General features: G+C 37.6%; 9 protein-coding genes. 5 read left to right on the top strand and 4 right to left on the bottom strand.

Annotation, left to right across the window (positions count from 1 at the left end):
* Positions 1-75: 75 nt before the first annotated feature.
* The 4 genes from ACXAGJ_RS15125 to ACXAGJ_RS15110 form a co-directional block, all read right to left on the bottom strand.
* A complete protein-coding gene (locus ACXAGJ_RS15125) occupies positions 76-918 on the bottom strand; it encodes a helix-turn-helix domain-containing protein (protein WP_474840984.1) in 843 nt (280 codons plus the stop codon).
* Between the two features lie 312 nt (positions 919-1,230).
* Complete coding sequence (locus tag ACXAGJ_RS15120) at positions 1,231-1,548, bottom strand: hypothetical protein (RefSeq protein ID WP_073320261.1); 318 nt, start codon at positions 1,546-1,548, stop codon at positions 1,231-1,233.
* Positions 1,549-1,775: 227 nt separating this feature from the next.
* Positions 1,776-5,141, bottom strand: coding sequence for a transcription-repair coupling factor (mfd, locus tag ACXAGJ_RS15115; protein WP_474840983.1), 3,366 nt, complete (start codon positions 5,139-5,141; stop codon positions 1,776-1,778).
* Positions 5,142-5,245: 104 nt separating this feature from the next.
* Complete coding sequence (locus ACXAGJ_RS15110) at positions 5,246-6,409, bottom strand: aminotransferase class V-fold PLP-dependent enzyme (protein ID WP_474840982.1); 1,164 nt, start codon at positions 6,407-6,409, stop codon at positions 5,246-5,248.
* A 333-nt stretch (positions 6,410-6,742) separates the two neighbouring features.
* On the opposite strand from ACXAGJ_RS15110, the gene ACXAGJ_RS15105 reads away from it, so the two are divergent.
* The 5 genes from ACXAGJ_RS15105 (at position 6,743) to ACXAGJ_RS15085 (ending at position 17,255) form a co-directional block, all read left to right on the top strand.
* Entirely contained in the window at positions 6,743-10,441 is a 3,699-nt protein-coding gene (locus tag ACXAGJ_RS15105) for an RHS repeat domain-containing protein (protein ID WP_474840981.1), read from the top strand.
* A gap of 19 nt (positions 10,442-10,460) precedes the next feature.
* The gene (locus tag ACXAGJ_RS15100) at positions 10,461-15,542 is read left to right on the top strand and encodes a DUF6443 domain-containing protein (RefSeq protein ID WP_474840980.1); all 5,082 of its coding nucleotides are present in this window, start codon (positions 10,461-10,463) and stop codon (positions 15,540-15,542) included.
* 1 nt (position 15,543) lies between these two features.
* On the top strand, positions 15,544-16,020 hold the full coding sequence (locus tag ACXAGJ_RS15095) for a hypothetical protein (RefSeq protein WP_474840979.1): 477 nt from the start codon (positions 15,544-15,546) through the stop codon (positions 16,018-16,020).
* A gap of 138 nt (positions 16,021-16,158) precedes the next feature.
* Positions 16,159-16,728 (top strand): REP-associated tyrosine transposase, encoded by a 570-nt coding sequence (locus tag ACXAGJ_RS15090; RefSeq protein WP_474840978.1) that lies wholly within the window; start codon positions 16,159-16,161, stop codon positions 16,726-16,728.
* A 62-nt stretch (positions 16,729-16,790) separates the two neighbouring features.
* Positions 16,791-17,255 carry a hypothetical protein gene (locus ACXAGJ_RS15085; protein WP_474840977.1) on the top strand — a complete coding sequence of 155 codons (465 nt, stop codon included), beginning with the start codon at positions 16,791-16,793 and terminating at the stop codon, positions 17,253-17,255.
* The last annotated feature ends 182 nt before the right edge of the window (positions 17,256-17,437 follow it).

The following is a 17,437-nucleotide window of genomic DNA, read 5'->3' as shown; positions in this document are numbered from 1 at the left end:
TAAAATTAGGCAATAGAAAGCATGCATTGAATCAGCAATCAATGATTTTACGTACTAATAAAGATTGGAATTGATCTAGTCGATATCGATTTCCTTCTGCTTTGCTTTGAGCATTTCAGAAATCTTGTAGAGTAGGATAATTTCTAGAATGATCGTAGGGGTAAGGACGATATAACCCACAATACCAAGTATCACAGTTGCCATACATCCATAAGCAATAATCTCAAAAATACCGGTCACTTTGGCAAGTGTTCCCAGCGCGTTTTGTAAACGGATTACGGCTACACCTAATAAAATTCCAAGAATACCAAAGGTAATACTGTAGGCACCTATCACAACTTGATAATCGATTTCGCCAACATAAAGGGATAAAATATCATAGGTATAGAACACACCACCAACAAAAATGAGGATGAAAGCGACAATTCTAAGTAAATAGTTTTTTAAAATCTTACCGGACAACACGAAACCTCTAAAGAAAAAGATCAACGACAATAATGTCACTAATTTGGTAAGGCTATAGACAACATTTCCTCCTAGGATTTCATCTTGAAAATATCGATAGTAATCCAGAGTAAATTCTCCAAACCCTAAAATAAAGTAGATAACACCGCTGATCCAGGATATGGTGAGTTGTCTATTCAAAAATCCAGCTTCTTTGCTGTCGTCTATTTCTAACAAGAATAGTTTTTTAAACTCTTTGGTAACTCTGGATTCTTCGGTTTGAATTTGACTCAAATCATAATCCAATGCGGATAAGATGGTCTTGATCGTATAACTTCTGGGAGTAACTTCTCCGGATTCTATGCGTTGAATAGTTCTAACACTAATATTACATTGCTCAACAAGCTCTTCTTGAGTAAGACCTTTTAGTTTTCGTAGTTCGGAAATTTTTATTCCTAATTCTGGCTGTTTCATGACTTTTAAGTTTTTAGTTGCATTCTTGTGATCACTAGAACTTGTATTCATTTTCTTCAGCAATATTAGTTTCCAGAAATAGGTTCTCAAATTTTTTTGCTCGTCTTTAACCCGCCATTTACCCGACAAAGCAGATGTCATAAGGGATTCAAGACAAACAAGGTAGTTTTTTTGATTTGGAAATATAGGAATAATTATGCGGAGTAGACTACTTTTTTAGGCAAGTATTTGCATGTAGGTTACTACAAAAGGGAGTGTATTCAGATGTGTTTGGGTAGCGTAAAAGTATATTCGATACGTATAGTTTTTAATTTATGCTCTTAGATTCAAAGTATTCAGGTAGCTTTTTACTTCTACAAACATCGCTTGCTTGCTTAAAAGGTCATCGATGTTATTACAGGTGTGGTATCCAAAAGAATAGTTCATAGAGAACTCATCGATATCAATTAATTCCGGATTGTTTTTATAATTCTTCAATTCTTCAAGAAACCTTCCTTTTACATTGGCGTAGTTGATTGCATATAACTTGTCGTTATTTAGGTTTTGAATCAACTGGTTTACGCTTTGATTCAACTTTGCTAATTGTTTTAAGGTTCCTTTTAAAAAGCTAAACTCTTCTCTTTTCTTCATGATCTTAGTTGGTGTTATTGTCATAATTTTGGTTAAAATTAAAAACAAACGATCACATCAAAGATTAACTAACGGTGAGCGGTTAAAGTTTTTCGACGAAATGCGTTTTTCTGTGGTTAAACGGGTTTTGATGCAAATTATGGATAATTTTTTCCATTTCAAATAGCAAAAATACAGATGTTTCTTACATGTTTTTGTGTGAATTTTACTATTCCTCTTCTGGTTTTTTAAGCAGTCTTTACCTCCGTTTGTACTGGTTGCAGTGGCTGTAGGGCGTTCAGTGCTTTGTCTACGGTATTGATTTGTTCAAAAGTGAGTAGTAGTCGTAATCCATTACGAGTTTGTTTTTCTTTCATTTTACACACTCTAGGATTTTGCTGTACAAATTGTAGGACTTTGGTAAAAGCAGGGCTTTGATAAAACTCAGATTGCTGATCACTAATAAAATAACCAATCAATTTATTTTGCTTCAGAATGATCTTTTCGATCCCGATAGATGTGGCAATCCATTTTATTCTTACAGAATTCATCAAATCCAAGGCCTGATCTGGGAGTTCCCCAAAGCGATCGATCAATCGTTTTTCATAACCTTGCAATCCTTCTTCATCTTTGATGGTATTGAGTTCGGTATAGAGATTTAATCGTTCTGTGATGTTATTGATATAATCATCAGGAAACAACAGCTCAAAGTCGGTATCGATTTGTGTATCTTTCAGATACGTTTTTACTTCACCTTCTTCGGCGTATAGCTCCTTAAACTCATTTTCTTTCAGTTCTTCAATGGCTTCGTTCAGGATTTTTTGATACGTATCAAAACCAATTTCATTGATAAAACCACTCTGTTCTCCTCCTAGCAAATCTCCTGCACCTCGAATCTCAAGGTCTTTCATCGCAATATTAAAACCACTACCCAATTCTGAGAATTGTTCTAATGCGGTAATTCGTTTTCTGGCATCTTCGGTCATTGCAGAGTAGGGTGGTGTGATAAAATAACAGAAAGCTTTTTTGTTACTTCGACCTACTCGACCACGCATTTGGTGCAAATCCGAAAGCCCAAAGTTATTGGCGTTGTTTATAAATATGGTATTGGCATTAGGCACATCCAAACCACTTTCTACAATGGTGGTGGATACCAATACATCAAATTCACCATTCATAAACGACAGCATCAGGTTTTCTAGTTTTTTACCTTCCATTTGCCCGTGTCCTACCGCAACTTTTGCATCAGGTACCAGACGCTGGATCATACCGGCTACCTCTTTGATATTTTCAATGCGATTATGAATAAAAAATACCTGTCCACCACGTTGTATCTCATAGCTCACCGCATCTCTTATCGTTTCTTCTGTAAATCGAATCACATGGGTCTCGATCGGATATCGATTAGGAGGTGGCGTGGTGATGGTAGATAAGTCTCGAGCGGCCATCAAACTAAACTGCAATGTTCTTGGTATTGGTGTGGCCGTAAGTGTGAGTGTATCTACATTTTCCTTGATGGTTTTGAGCTTGTCTTTTACAGAAACTCCAAACTTTTGCTCTTCATCGATAACCAGGAGCCCCAGGTCTTTGAATTTCACATTTTTATTGACCAACTGGTGGGTGCCAATAATGATATCTACCTTTCCTGCGGCTAGATCTTCTAGTGTTTCTCTTTTTTGTTTTGCAGTTCTGAAACGATTGATATAATCCACCGTAACCGGAAAATCTTTTAAACGATCTCTAAAGGTTTTGGCATGCTGAAAAGCAAGTATGGTAGTAGGTACCAACACGGCAACTTGCTTACCATTGTCTACTGCTTTGAATGCAGCGCGAATGGCCACTTCGGTTTTACCAAATCCTACATCTCCACAGATCAGTCGATCCATCGGGCGCTCACTTTCCATATCAGTTTTTACCGCCTGTGTAGCCGAACTTTGATCGGGAGTATCTTCATAAATAAAGGAAGCTTCCAGCTCGTGCTGCAAATAACTATCCGGAGCATACTGAAACCCTTTTTGCAACTTTCGTTTGGCGTACAACTGGATGAGGTTAAAAGCAATATGCTTAACCCGAGCCTTGGTTTTTTGTTTTAGGTTTTTCCAGGCTTTGGATCCCAGTTTGTAGATCTGTGGTGCTTTGCCGTCTTTCCCATTAAATTTTGAGATTTTATGCAAAGAGTGGATGCTCAAATACAACACATCCCGCTCTCCATAAATAAGCTTGATTGCTTCTTGTTTTTTGCCGTCGACATCGATTTTTTGCAATCCTCCAAACTTACCAATACCGTGATCAATATGGGTTACATAATCACCTACTTCGAGATTCGTAAGTTCTTTTAAAGTAATGGCTTGCTTTTTGGCATATCCATTCTTGAGATTGAATTTGTGATACCGCTCAAAAACCTGATGATCGGTATAACAAGCCACCTTTTGCTGATGATCGATAAATCCCTGAAATGCTGAAAAAACAATAGTCTCATATTGTTTTACATCCAGATCGGCATCGTCAAAAATATCATGAAAACGCTTGGCTTGTTGTTCACTTACGCAAAAGATATAATTCTTATAACCTTCTTCGTTATTTTCATTTAGATTTTGAATCAATAAATCAAATTGTTTATTGAAAGAAGGTTGAGGTTTGGTATCAAACTTAATGGTATAATCTGCCTTGGTCAAAGGGCGATTTCCGATTTCTACCAGCGTAAAATCCAGTAGTTGTTTTTTAATGAGTGCCGAAGTGGCAAAAAGCTCTTCGGGAGTACTGCGTTTAATTTCGTTGGAAAGCGTTTCAAAAGCTTGTTCAGCTTTTTCAAAGTTTTTATCGATCCTGGCTGATAGCAGATCGATATCTTTGGCCAACACAACAGTTTTTGCAGCGATATATTTTAAAAAGCTCTCTCTGGTTTCTTGAAGCGCTTTGTTTTCAACATTGGGAATGATGGTAATTTTCTTGATCTGGTCGGTAGACAATTGCGTCTCTACATCAAAGGTTCTGATGCTATCGACTTCATCTCCAAAAAACTCAATACGATAGGGCTCATCATTGCTAAAAGAGAAGACATCTACAATCCCTCCTCGTACCGAAAACTCTCCAGGTTCGGTTACAAAATCTACCCGCTGAAACTGATACTCAAACAAAACCTCGTTTACAAAATCCAAGGACAACGTATCGTTGGTTGCGATTTTTAAGGTGTTTTTCTCCAGTTCTTTTCGCGTCACCACCTTTTCAAACAAAGCATCCGGATAGGTGATGATCAGTGCAGGTTTTTTTCTGGAATTGATTCGGTTCAGTACTTCGGCTCGCAAGAGTACATTGGCATTATCGGTTTCTTCAATTTGATACGGTCTGCGATAGCTTCCCGGATAAAACAGTACATTTTTATCCCCCAACAATTGTTCTAGATCATTGAGGTAATATGCAGCTTCTTCCTTGTCATTAAAAATGCACAAAAATGGCAGTTCTGCTTTTTGAAATGCATCTGCAATACTAAAAGACAAGGCCGAACCGATCAGTCCTTGTAGATGTATATTATTTTGAGATTGGGCAATAGCAGTTCCTAGTTTCTGCTGTTGCGGAGACTTTTCGACAATTTGCGAGATTTGGGTGATACTCACGAAATATAAATTTTGGGCAAATATAATGGATACAGATAAAATTCTAAAAACATGATAACCATTATTTATGAGCCGTATTTTTTAACAAGAAACAGATAGCCCTTTTAAGAGTGAATTTTTGAATGTTTGGTAAACTGTGTTGTTAAAAGATTTAGATCTTCAATGGTATTGTACATATGTGGTGATATGCGGATGGCATTACCACGATAAGACACTACAATATGGTGTTCTTTAAGTGTAGCTTTCAAAGGATCTATAGCAATATGATCAGGGAGGTATACGCCCAAAAGGTGATGTCCTCGATAGGCTTCTTCTTCAATAAAACAGCCTAATTCTTTAAGGTTTTGCACTGCATCTTTGGTGATCTGTTGGCAATACTGTTGTATCGTAGTGGGTTGCCATTCGATCAACTGTTCTATAGCTCGAATTAGCATTGGAGTTAAGACAAAATTACTGGATTCTCCTACCGAAAATCGTGCAGCTTTGGGCTGGTAGCGGTCTTCGTATTGAGTAAGATTATTAAAATCTTCACTATTGTAACGATTCATCCAGTTATGTTCGATGGGTTCACCCTGATGATAAGCTTCACCGTAGTATGCCATCCCAATAGAATACGGCCCTAGTAACCATTTATACCCTCCACAAACCAAAGCATCGGGTTGTATTTCTTTTACCGAAAATGGTAACGCACCAATACTTTGAGTACCATCGATGACCAACAGTGCATTTACAGTTTTGGTCTTTTCTCGAATAGCTTTCAGGTCAAATTTGGTGCCATCTGCCCAATGCACATGTGCCATGGCAATTACAGCTGTTTTTTTGGTAATGGCATCAAGGATGGCTTCATTCCATCGCTGCCCGCGTTTTTCGAAACCTGATGGCGGGGATATCATTTTGATCGTAGCTCCATTTTGTTGTGCTACTTCTTGCCATACGTAATAATTACTGGGGAATTGTTCTTCGACCAATAAGATTTCATCTCCTTTTTGTAAGGGTGTGTTCTTGGCAGCATTGGCAATCCCATAGGATACCGAAGGGATGATGGCGGTGTATTCATAATCTGCAGCATCGATGAGTTCGGCAAAACGTTGTTTGAGCAATTGCCGCTGATCAAAAAAATGCTCAGGCAAAATAGCATGAGGTTTTCCTTTTCTAAGTACGCTTTGTACCCCTACTTCGGATACCGATTTTAACTGCGGAGACATATAAGCACAATTCAAGTATACTGCGTCGTCCGAGAGGTCAAAAAGCTGTTTTTGATGCTGCATAAAAAAGTTTTGGGTAACAAAGTAAATGATAATGACATATACTAGAGGTTAAAAGTATCATAAACTGTTGGCAAGAGGGATGAAAGGCAATGATGCGGGGAAAAAATATTTTTTTTCACAGTTTCAAATAATGAAACTGGCAGCACGTATTATTGCATCAAAATATGCCAAGTTGAGGTACAATTATTTGTGTTTAGACCACAAATCAACAGATAAGATGAGATGCGGGATCTGGGATTTTTCCCCTCTCATCCCTGTTGATGTATAAATCAAATAATGATGCTTTTGGCACAGGGAAAAATAAAAAATAATTAAAAACCAAGTAGTTAATCTATGAAAAAGCATGTTGTTTTACTGCTAATGATGGCAAGTGCCGTTATTTGGGGTCAGGAATTACAAAACGTGCTGCCTCAATCTCCAGAGGCGGCTTCTATTGGGAAATACGGGCAGGTGCCTGTTGGTCTTTTTACAGGAACTCCACAGCTTAGTGTTCCTATTTATCAATTTACCTCAGGAGCGCTCAATGTTCCTGTAAGTGTTAATTATAGTTCGAATGGTATTCGGGTAGACGAGTTTTCGTCTTCCGTTGGACTGGGATGGAATCTTGCTGCAGGTGGTGTAATTACCAGAGCAGTATTTGGTCAGAAAGATGAAAACACATACATCACCCCAAACAATACCAATCTGGATTATAGTGTAGATCAGTATAATTTTGTTTCTGCAGCTACAGGTCCTGGAAACAACGCAGTGGATACACAACCTGATATTTTTTCCTTTAACTTCAATGGATTTACAGGGAAGTTTCATTTAGGAGACAATAGCAGTTCTATGTATTCTAGAAATGTGGTGTTTTTGGAGCCAAGCCCTCTTAAAGTAAAGTTACTTTCAGTAAACGGAGAAACTCATTTCAGGATAACGGATCCAAATGGAATTCAATATTATTTTGGCGGGGTTAATGCTATCGAAAAATTTAGATATCGTACTAATAACAGAGCAGATAATCCCGAAGTAATAGAGGATGTAGCTTCCGCCTGGTACCTCACCAAAATTACTCATCCTTTTGGAGAGGAAATCACCTTTTCATATCAAGAAGGAAGTGTGAGTTATACCAATGGAATTGGGCAAAGTATCAGTAAAGCAAATTCTATTACTAATTATGGTGTAGCACCAAGGTTTTGTGATATTCCATCAAATGAAAATGCATATTTGAATCTGGCTTATGGTAATTTTTGTTACCTCACCAATATTCAGTCTTCAAATGCAGGAGAGATAGCATTTGTCTATTCACAAAAAAATCATATGCCAACAGGATTCAAGCAATTGGATCAAGTGGTGATTAGTGACCAACAAGGAGTATTGGTAAAAAGTTTTGATTTGGGGTATCAGGTTGCTAATAGTAGTGGACATGCCAATAACGATATTAATGCTGAGACCTATTATGGTAAGCGTTATTTCTTATCTACAGTTACAGAGGTTGCCAAAACAGGAGAACAACTAACGCCACATAGTTTTACCTACAACGATCCAGAAGGTTTACCTTCTCGATTCTCGTATGCTCAAGATTATTGGGGGTATTATAACGGGAAACACCTCAATGAAAATTTAATTGATCAAAAAACGATCGACGCGGTTTCTACAAATTTGATAATTGCAAATGGGTTAAGTGGATTTAAACCAGCAGATCGTGCAACTGATCCTTTGTTTGCAGTAAAAGGAATGTTGCAAAATGTAACCTATCCTTTAAAAGGGAGCAACGAATTTGCTTATGAAGGAAATGCCTATTATGGAGAGGTAATTTCATATCCTCCATTAACCAATGCCACGGCTACGGTTTCTCAAGGAGGACTTCTTATGAATGATTTCGAAATTGCTGCTGTAGATTTTGATCACAAAGCATATTTATCCTTTACAGCAAACCTGGATGACTTTTTTACACAAGAAGGAAGTACTACTGTAAACGAAGATTTTAATATCGCTCAAATTGAGGTATATGATTTAACTGCAGGTACCGTACAACCTGTATACGCTGAAGCCGATGTATATGGTTTTAACCCTTTCATGACGCCATATGGAGTAAACAGCACTAACTTTTCTAATTCGATGTATGTCAATCTAGAACAAGGGCATGCTTATCGATTTGCTATACAATTAGATCCCGGATACTCAATGTCTGGAATTAGTTTACGCTATTATGATGCGCCAATGGTGATTACACAAGAAAACATTCCTGTTGGGGGAATGCGTATCCAGCAAATCACAACAGAGAACAGTGAAGGGAAATCTGAGGTTAAAAAGTATCACTATGGTACTATGGATTGTATGGACTGTGATTCTGGAAGTATTTTTAACCGTAACCTAAGACCTACAGTGATGAATTCCAAAGTGTTATTCTGTAGAACGAATTCATCAGGGAATGTAGGAAATAATAACGGAGGTCACGGCGATACTGGTGGTGGACCCGATTCGCAGACCGATGGTAATAGTTCTGGAGGATCTTCGGGTAGTGGCAATACTGGAGGGAGTAACACCAGCGGTAATACAGGAGGATCAGGTAGTTCTGGTAGTTCCGGAAATTCTAATACCTCAGGTGGATCGGGTGATTCAAACAACTCAGGAGGATCAGGAAGTTCGAATAATTCAAATAATAATGGAAATTCAAACAGTTCTAATAACTCTAATAATAACAACAATAACAATAATAACAACAACTCTGGAAATACAGGCGGGACCGGTGGATCAAATTCAGATTTTACCTGCAACAGTCCAGGAGAATGTGGATATACAACCATTACTGCCAATACACTTTTTTCGTTATATGCGCAGGGATATCATATCGGATATAGTAGTGTGATCGAGGAACTGGGGAATGATTTTAAAGCGGGGGCAGTAAATCACGAATTTGAAGGTGGTTTCTTAATCGAACCTGCTATAACTATACAGGGAGATTATATTGCCGGGATTCCTTTTAGCAACTTCTTTGGTTTTGGAAGAAACAAAGGAGCAACAACCTATACCAAAAAGGGGAATCAGTTTCAGAAAGTATCCGAGACCAAGAATAACTATTCGCAAAACTCGATTTTGGATAAAAACACATCAGTATATCTGGTACGAAGAGAGACCGAAATAAAAGAAGGCTTCTCATATGCGGATAATGCTAATCGAACCTTTGAAAACAGTTTGTATGCGATAGGGCAATATGCACTTAAGCGACAGTGGCATACCTTGAGCGAACGTATTACCAAACAATACGATAATAATGGAGAAAACCCAGTAACCACTACCCAAAAATTCTTTTACGATAATGAGCAGCATTTGCAACAAACACGATCAGAAACTATTGATAGTAAAGGGAAATTGCTGAAAACACAAACGATTTATCCACAGGATATTGCTGTTGCCAATCGAACAGCAGCAGAACAGTTACTGATTGATCAGCATCGTATTGCGACTCCGATCGAAGTGATCACTTCAGAAAAAGAGGGGGCAAATCCAGATCGAGTACTATCAAAAGTATATACGCAACATAAAATTTGGAATACCAACAAAGTGCTTCCAGAGAAGGTAAGAACGGCTAATTGGGATAATGATTTTGAGGATAGAGTAAAATATACGTCTTATGATGGCTTTGGTAACCCTACCGAAATGGCTAAGGAAGATGGTACTTCTATGGCTTATATCTGGGGATACAATCATCAATATCCTGTGGCCAAGATCGAGAATATGACCTATAGTGGGGTATCGGCTTACGTGAATACAATTCAATCCAAGTCTGATTTAGACACTGATCACAAAATGGGTGGTCAAGGCACCGAAGGGGCTCTTCGAACAGAACTGAATAAGTTACGTACAGAGTTACCTACCGATGCTATGGTTACAACCTATACCTATGATCCTATGGTTGGGGTAACTAGTATGACCGATCCAAGAGGGTATACAGTCTACTATGAGTATGACGAGTTTAATCGTCTGCAATATGTACGAGATGCTGACGGCAATTTGATTTCTGAGAACAAATACCACTATAAAAACTAATCCTAAAAAGTAAGAAAACATGCAAAACAAGATAATGATGCTTGTATTCCTATTACTTATGGGATACAGTGCAGCGGCACAATTAACTGACGAGCCTATTGATGGTGGTGGCGGTACCACTAAGTATTATTATGATGGGGATAGGGATGGATATGGTAATCCTAACTCTGCATATGTCACTACTCCTACGACCAATTATGTGCCTAATAACACGGATTGTAATGATGGTAGTGCAGTGATTAATCCTACTACCCGATGGTATTATGATGGTGATGGCGATGGTAGAGGACGTACCAGTCCTATGAAGATCCAGTGTACCAAACCTGCCAATTATGTACTATATAAAGATGACAGAGACGATAACAATCAGTATATCACTCATATTGCTCCCAGGAACTATTATAGAGATGGAGATCGAGATGGATTTGGAAATCCTAGTATCAAGTATTATCGCAGTGCTCCTCCTAGTGATGGGTATACTTATGTGACCAATGGGAATGATTGTAATGATGGTAATGCATCGATTAATCCCAACAAGGTTTGGTATCGTGATTGGGATAGAGATGGTCGGGGTAATGCGACTGTTACCACGCAGAGTTGTACACAACCGTCGGGTTATGTAGCTAACAATGATGATATCAATGATGGTAATGAGTTTATCACCAATATTCCACCACGATACTTTTACATCGATGGGGATTTGGATACTTTTGGCTCTCCAGCTGCAGCAACTAGAGTGTATCATAGTGTTCGTCCAAGTGGTTATGTGACCAATAATCTGGATTGTGATGATGGAGAAGGCGATATCAACCCCAACACAGTTTGGTATAAGGATGGAGATGGGGACAACAGAGGAACCTCTTCGATTACTAAAACCCAGTGTGATCGTCCTTTGGGTTATGTACTAACCAGTGATGATATTGATGATAGTAATGAGTTTATTACTCACATTGCACCAAAGCACTACTACAGAGATGCAGACAATGATACTTATGGTAATCCTGTGTTTCACTATTATCGTAGTGCCCCTCCAGCAGATGGGTATGCTTATGTCACTAACGATGATGATTATAACGATAGTGATGAGTACATTACCAATATTGCTCCCCAAAACTTTTACAGAGACGCTGATAATGACACTTTTGGAGATCCAAATATCAGATATACCCGTAGTGCACCACCACAAGATGGATATAGCTATGTTACTAACCTGAATGACTATGATGATAGCACCGAGTTTATCACCAACATTGCACCGAAGAATTTTTATAGAGATGTAGATACGGACACTTTTGGAGATCCAAATGCTCTATTTTATCGCAGTGCAGCTCCAAGTGATGGCTATAGTTATGTTCTTAATGGAGAGGATTGTAATGATAACAACCCCAATATCCACCCCAATACCGTATGGTATAGGGATGGGGACAATGATGGTTTTGGTGATCCTGGTGATACCCAAACGGGATGTGCTCAACCTACAGGCTATGTGACTGACAATACAGATCAGTGTCCTGGGGTATATGGAGAGGAGATGGGCTGTACAGGTATCCCGCATAGTCTTAGCTTATCAAATACTGAGAGTTATGTGTTTACCCGTACTTACCAAACCGCGATGAGCTCACCTAATGAGATACAGGTGAATCGTGATGTAATTGAAACAGTAACGTATTTTGATGGACTGGGAAGACCTAAACAACAAACGGCCATCAAAGGTTCTCCTACCCAAAAGGATATCATCACTCATATGGAGTATGATGAAGTGGGTAGACAAGCCAAGCAGTACTTACCTTTTGCCAAGGCAAACCAAGGTAGTTATACTGCGGTAAATATCACAACAGATATCAACCAGTATTACTTAGACACTTATGCAGCAGACTTTGCAGGGATCACTAACCCAGCACAAGTAAATGCCTACAGTGAGACGATCTTTGAGGATTCTCCCTTAAACAGAACACTAGAACAAGGAGCTCCAGGTAAGGACTGGAAGGTAGATCCAAATAGTGATACTGATCATACCATCAAGTTTGATTGGAGACACAACACAGCCAACGAAGTAGTACGTTTTGATGTGGACTTTGCCAACAACGATACCGAAGCTCCGGTATTATCCCAAAATGGATACTATGCTGCCAATGAATTGTATGTAAGTATCACCAAGGATGAGAACTGGACCACTGCCGATGGAGATAATCATACTACCAGAGAATACAAAGACAAGCAGGGGAGAGTGGTACTAAAACGCACATTTGCTTCGACAAGCTCAGCAACAGCAGAGGCTCATGACACCTATTATGTCTATGATGATTTTGGTAATCTCTCATATGTACTACCACCCAAGGTGACTGTAGCCGATGGTGTTTCTAACACCGAGCTCGCCGAGTTGTGCTACCAATACAAATACGATTATAGAAACCGATTGGTGGAAAAGAAAATCCCAGGTAAAGGAATAGAATCCATAGTGTATGACAAACAAGATCGTCCTATTTTAACTCAGGATGCTTTACTAGCTGCAGATAATATCTGGTTGTTTACCAAATACGATGCTCATGGTAGAGTAGCCTATACAGGGAAGTATACCGATACCAGATCAAGAGGTGCCATACAAACAGCAATCAATACGGCTACTGCTCCTGTAACTACAGAAAAACGAGAAGCAGAAACTACTATAAATGGAGCAAAGATCTCTTATAGTACCAATGCCTTTCCAACGAATAACATAGAACTATTAACGATCAACTATTATGATGACTACAATTTTGATCGTCATGGTATGGACAAGCCAGCAAGTGTATATGGAGTAACGACTACAGATAACGTAAGAAGTCTTGCTACAGGAAGCAAAGTACGAGTATTAGGAACTAATAACTGGATCACCACAGTTACGGCTTATGATACTAAAGGAAGAGCGATTTGGATAGGAAATAGAAACCATTACCTAAGTACGATCGATAAGACTTCGATGAAACTGGACTTTACTGGTAGAGTAGAAGAGACGACTACCTCGCATGTTAAAAATGGAAGTACTCCATTGATCACCGTAGATACTTTTACCTATGATCATACAGGGAGATTGCTTACCCAAACCCAAAAGATCAATGATCAGGATGTAGAGTTGATTGTAAATAACACCTATGATGAATTAGGGCAACTGATAAGCAAGAAAGTGGGCGGTACTTCGACTACGCTCAGCACCCAAGGAACCCTGAGCGGAGCCGAAGGGTTACAGCAAGTAGACTACACCTACAACATCAGAGGGTGGTTAAAAACGATTAATGATCCGAACAATCTAGGAGATGATCTATTTGCCTTTGGGATCAATTACAATACCACTACAGAAAACTTGTATGCAAGTAAGTTATACAATGGAAACATTAGTGAGACGATCTGGAGAACAGCCAATGATAATACCAAAAGAGCTTATGGATATCGTTATGATGCCTTAAACCGATTTGTGGCAGCTACCGATAATGATAACAAATATGTAGTCTCAAGTATTACCTATGATAAGATGGGGAATATAGAATCCTTAGCTAGAAACGGATGGCAGAACAGTGCTAGTTATGGCAATATGGATGTATTAGACTATGACTATGATAGTGGTAACAAACTCCAAAAAGTAACAGATACTGGAAACAAGGACTATGGTTTTAAAGATGGTACTAATACCAATGATGATTTTGAATATGATGCTAATGGGAACATGATCATAGATCGTAACAAAGGGATTTCGGCAATTACCTATAATCACTTAAACTTACCAGAAACAGTTTCGATCAGTAATAGTGAGGGTACAGGAACAATTGCTTATATTTACGACGCCACTGGAGCGAAACAAAAAAAGATCGTAACAGAGGGAAGTTCTATAACAACCGAGTATGCAGGTAATTATGTCTACAAAAACGGAAATCTGGAGTTCTTTAACCACCCAGAAGGATATATAGAAAAAGAAGCAGACGGGTATAAGTATGTATATCAATTTAAGGATCATTTAGGCAATATTAGACTGGGTTATAAGGATGCTGATAAGAATGGTTCAATCTCTCAAAGTGAAATTGTTCAAGAGAAGAATTATTATCCTTTTGGGTTAACACATAAAGGATACAATGAGGTGCTTAGAGGGAGAAATCATGCATATGGGTTTACCAACAAAGAAGAACAGGATGAGATTGGTCTAGGTTGGATTGATATTACGGCACGTAATTATAGTCCAGAGTTAGGTAGATGGATGAACTTAGATGCATTAGCCGAATTAATGCGTAGGCATTCGCCATATAATTATGGGTTTAATAATCCTATTTATTTCTTGGATCCAGATGGAAATATGTCTTGCCCTAATGGCGATTGTGGTGAGGCAGGATCAGCTGTGCCAATTAGTTCTCAACAAAGTATAAGTATAGCTGTAGCTCGTAAAGCAAGAAGTTTATGGAATACAATTAAGACTTTAGCTAGCAATAGTACCGCTGTGAATGTAGGTCTTGCCATAACAAGTTTAAGGAATAATGATAATTTAGTAGATGGATCTAGAGCATTGGTAGATAGGGATTTAAAAGGAGTAGCAAATGCGATTATAAAATCAGCCAATTCCTCTATAGATCAAATTGCTAGAGAAGAAGGTTTGAGTAGACAAAATGCTGGAATGGTTATGGCTGCCGGTATTGGTGTTGATGTTGCAGCAGGGATTGCAACTGATGGATTAGTAGCAGGTTTCGGAAGGGGAGTAAGTCTAGTTGATGATGTAGCAAAAACTATGACTAAATCGAGTAGGTTTTCTTTAGATAATGTTAACATTAAAAATATAGATATTTTACAGGGAGAAGCTGATTTAGGTTGGTTTGACGGTAATACAGTAAGTTTGAATATTAATTCCATACAAAAATCGCCCTTAGCATCAAAAAACTCAGGGTTTGGAAACCTAATAAAATATGCGGAAGATCTGGCAAAACAAAATAATATGTCAAATGTAAGACTTGAGTTTGGCCCTGTAATGAATGCAAGACTTAAAACAGATGCCGCTTGGGCTCAAGAATATGGATATTATTTTTCTGCTAGTAAGGATAATTTAGGTAATTCAGTAATTACCTGGGAAAAATCATTAGAATAAAATGAAAGAAATTCAATTATTTAGAAAAGAAGTTTTAACAAGAACATTAGCTCTTGTAGATGAACCTTATGAAAAGTGGAGAACATTCAATGAAGAGATGAATACTATTCTTTTTTTAGAAGGTAAAAGTTTTGAAAATCAATCTGTTGAATTAAAATTTAACGAACTACCATTACTTGAATGTAGGCTTAAGAATAGTTATGTTTTAATTTCAACTGATAGAGTGATTTCAATTTTAGATTCTAAATTTAATGAAATATTAATTGAGAGTATAAACCGATTTGGGAACGAATTTGAAAGAGAAAATGTCAAACCAATTGGTGGTATACAGCCTAAGACAAATAAGATAGTTTTATATGGAAATAAAGAGGAGAAGCTTATTTTTCAAATAGACTCTTTGTATCCTGCGTATTTTTCTAAAATATTGATTCATAATTTGATTAATTATAAGAAAAAGGGGGAGTTTAGTTGGACTTGATACACCCGCTAGCGCTAGTCTGTGACTAGTGCCGAGAAAGATACAAAGTAACAAGTCAGTTTCCTAGTGCCGGGTAAGAGTAAAATACAACAAGCCAGTTTCGTTTTTTGAAACTGGCTTGTTGTATTTTGGATTTATATGAGCAGAAAATATAAGTTTCATAACAAATCGGGTTTATACTTTGTAAGCTTTGCTACGGTCTATTGGATAGATGTCTTTATAAGAGAAAAGTATTTATCGATCTTGGCTAATAGTATAGATTACTGTAGAAAAGAGAAAGGGATGGAGCTCTATGCCTATTGTTTTATGTCCAGTCATGTTCATTTGGTTTTTCGTTCTGGCATTGAAGACCCTTCAGGTTTGATAAGAGATTTTAAAAAACATACAGCAAAAAAGGTAGTGCAAGCAATACAAGATAATCCACAGGAAAGTAGAAAAGAATGGTTATTGTGGATGTTTGAAAAGGCAGGTAAAGAAAAAGGAAATGTAAGTATCTATCAATTTTGGCAACATCACAATAAGCCCATAGAATTATGGACCGATAAAGTCATAAAACAAAAGATTGATTATATTCACAACAATCCTGTAGTATCTGGTTTTGTAACGTATCCAGTAGATTGGAAATATAGTAGTGCCAGAAACTACCAGGGTGATCATACTATCCTACAAATAGATAGTGATGGAGTTTTATTAGGATTACCTAAATAGATGTGAAGGGGCACAAGTTGCAAACTTGCGCTAGCTGGTGATAATAATATATTATAATGAATATGGATAAAAGAATTAAAGAATTAATTAAAATGTTAGAAAGTAGTAATTCTAACTTTGCTAGGGAATGTTTAAGCGTATTAAAAGAGGAAGAAATTATTATCAATAGCTCTAGCCGGAATAGTGTTAAAAATTTAACTGTTGCTTACACAAGAAGGGAAAAAACTCAAAATAAAATAGCGGCTGATATAGAAAAAGAAGTTTTTGGGTATCAATCTCTTTTGAATGAATTAAAAAAATATAATGAAGAGTTGATTTTATCTACTATTGTAGTTTCTAATCCCAAAAATGGTTTTATTCTTTTGTATTCTGAACATGATTTGGTTTTGGTTTCAATTCTTAAAACGGAGAATGTTAACTTGGAAAAAAGTAAACAGCTAATTAAAACATATAAAAGTAGGGGATTGTCTAACAATTACTGCCATTATAATAAAGGAATTCTTATAGAATGTTGTGGGACTTTATAAAGAAAACTACTAGAAAGCCCGATAGCGCGGATTTGCAATCCGTGCCCAGTATGAGTAAGAGCTATTGGTAAATATAGAAACAGCTACTATAATGTAGCTGTTTTTTTTATTAAACAAAAAATAGAATATATTCATCGTAACCTGATGGTAGTGGAAATACTTTTTCTAGTAGAAAGAAGAAA

It is taken from the genome of Aquimarina sp. AWH4_224 (genome assembly GCF_056160245.1).
This window is presented reverse-complemented; position numbering and strand designations above follow the sequence as displayed.

What these genes read in the sequence shown, in the direction of transcription:
- ACXAGJ_RS15125 (WP_474840984.1), bottom strand. Translation starts at nt 918, where the DNA reads ATGAAACAGCCAGAATTAGGAATAAAAATTTCCGAACTACGAAAACTA.
- ACXAGJ_RS15120 (WP_073320261.1), bottom strand. Translation starts at nt 1,548, where the DNA reads ATGAAGAAAAGAGAAGAGTTTAGCTTTTTAAAAGGAACCTTAAAACAA.
- ACXAGJ_RS15110 (WP_474840982.1), bottom strand. Translation starts at nt 6,409, where the DNA reads ATGCAGCATCAAAAACAGCTTTTTGACCTCTCGGACGACGCAGTATAC.
- ACXAGJ_RS15105 (WP_474840981.1), top strand. Translation starts at nt 6,743, where the DNA reads ATGAAAAAGCATGTTGTTTTACTGCTAATGATGGCAAGTGCCGTTATT.
- ACXAGJ_RS15100 (WP_474840980.1), top strand. Translation starts at nt 10,461, where the DNA reads ATGCAAAACAAGATAATGATGCTTGTATTCCTATTACTTATGGGATAC.
- ACXAGJ_RS15095 (WP_474840979.1), top strand. Translation starts at nt 15,544, where the DNA reads ATGAAAGAAATTCAATTATTTAGAAAAGAAGTTTTAACAAGAACATTA.
- ACXAGJ_RS15090 (WP_474840978.1), top strand. Translation starts at nt 16,159, where the DNA reads ATGAGCAGAAAATATAAGTTTCATAACAAATCGGGTTTATACTTTGTA.
- ACXAGJ_RS15085 (WP_474840977.1), top strand. Translation starts at nt 16,791, where the DNA reads ATGGATAAAAGAATTAAAGAATTAATTAAAATGTTAGAAAGTAGTAAT.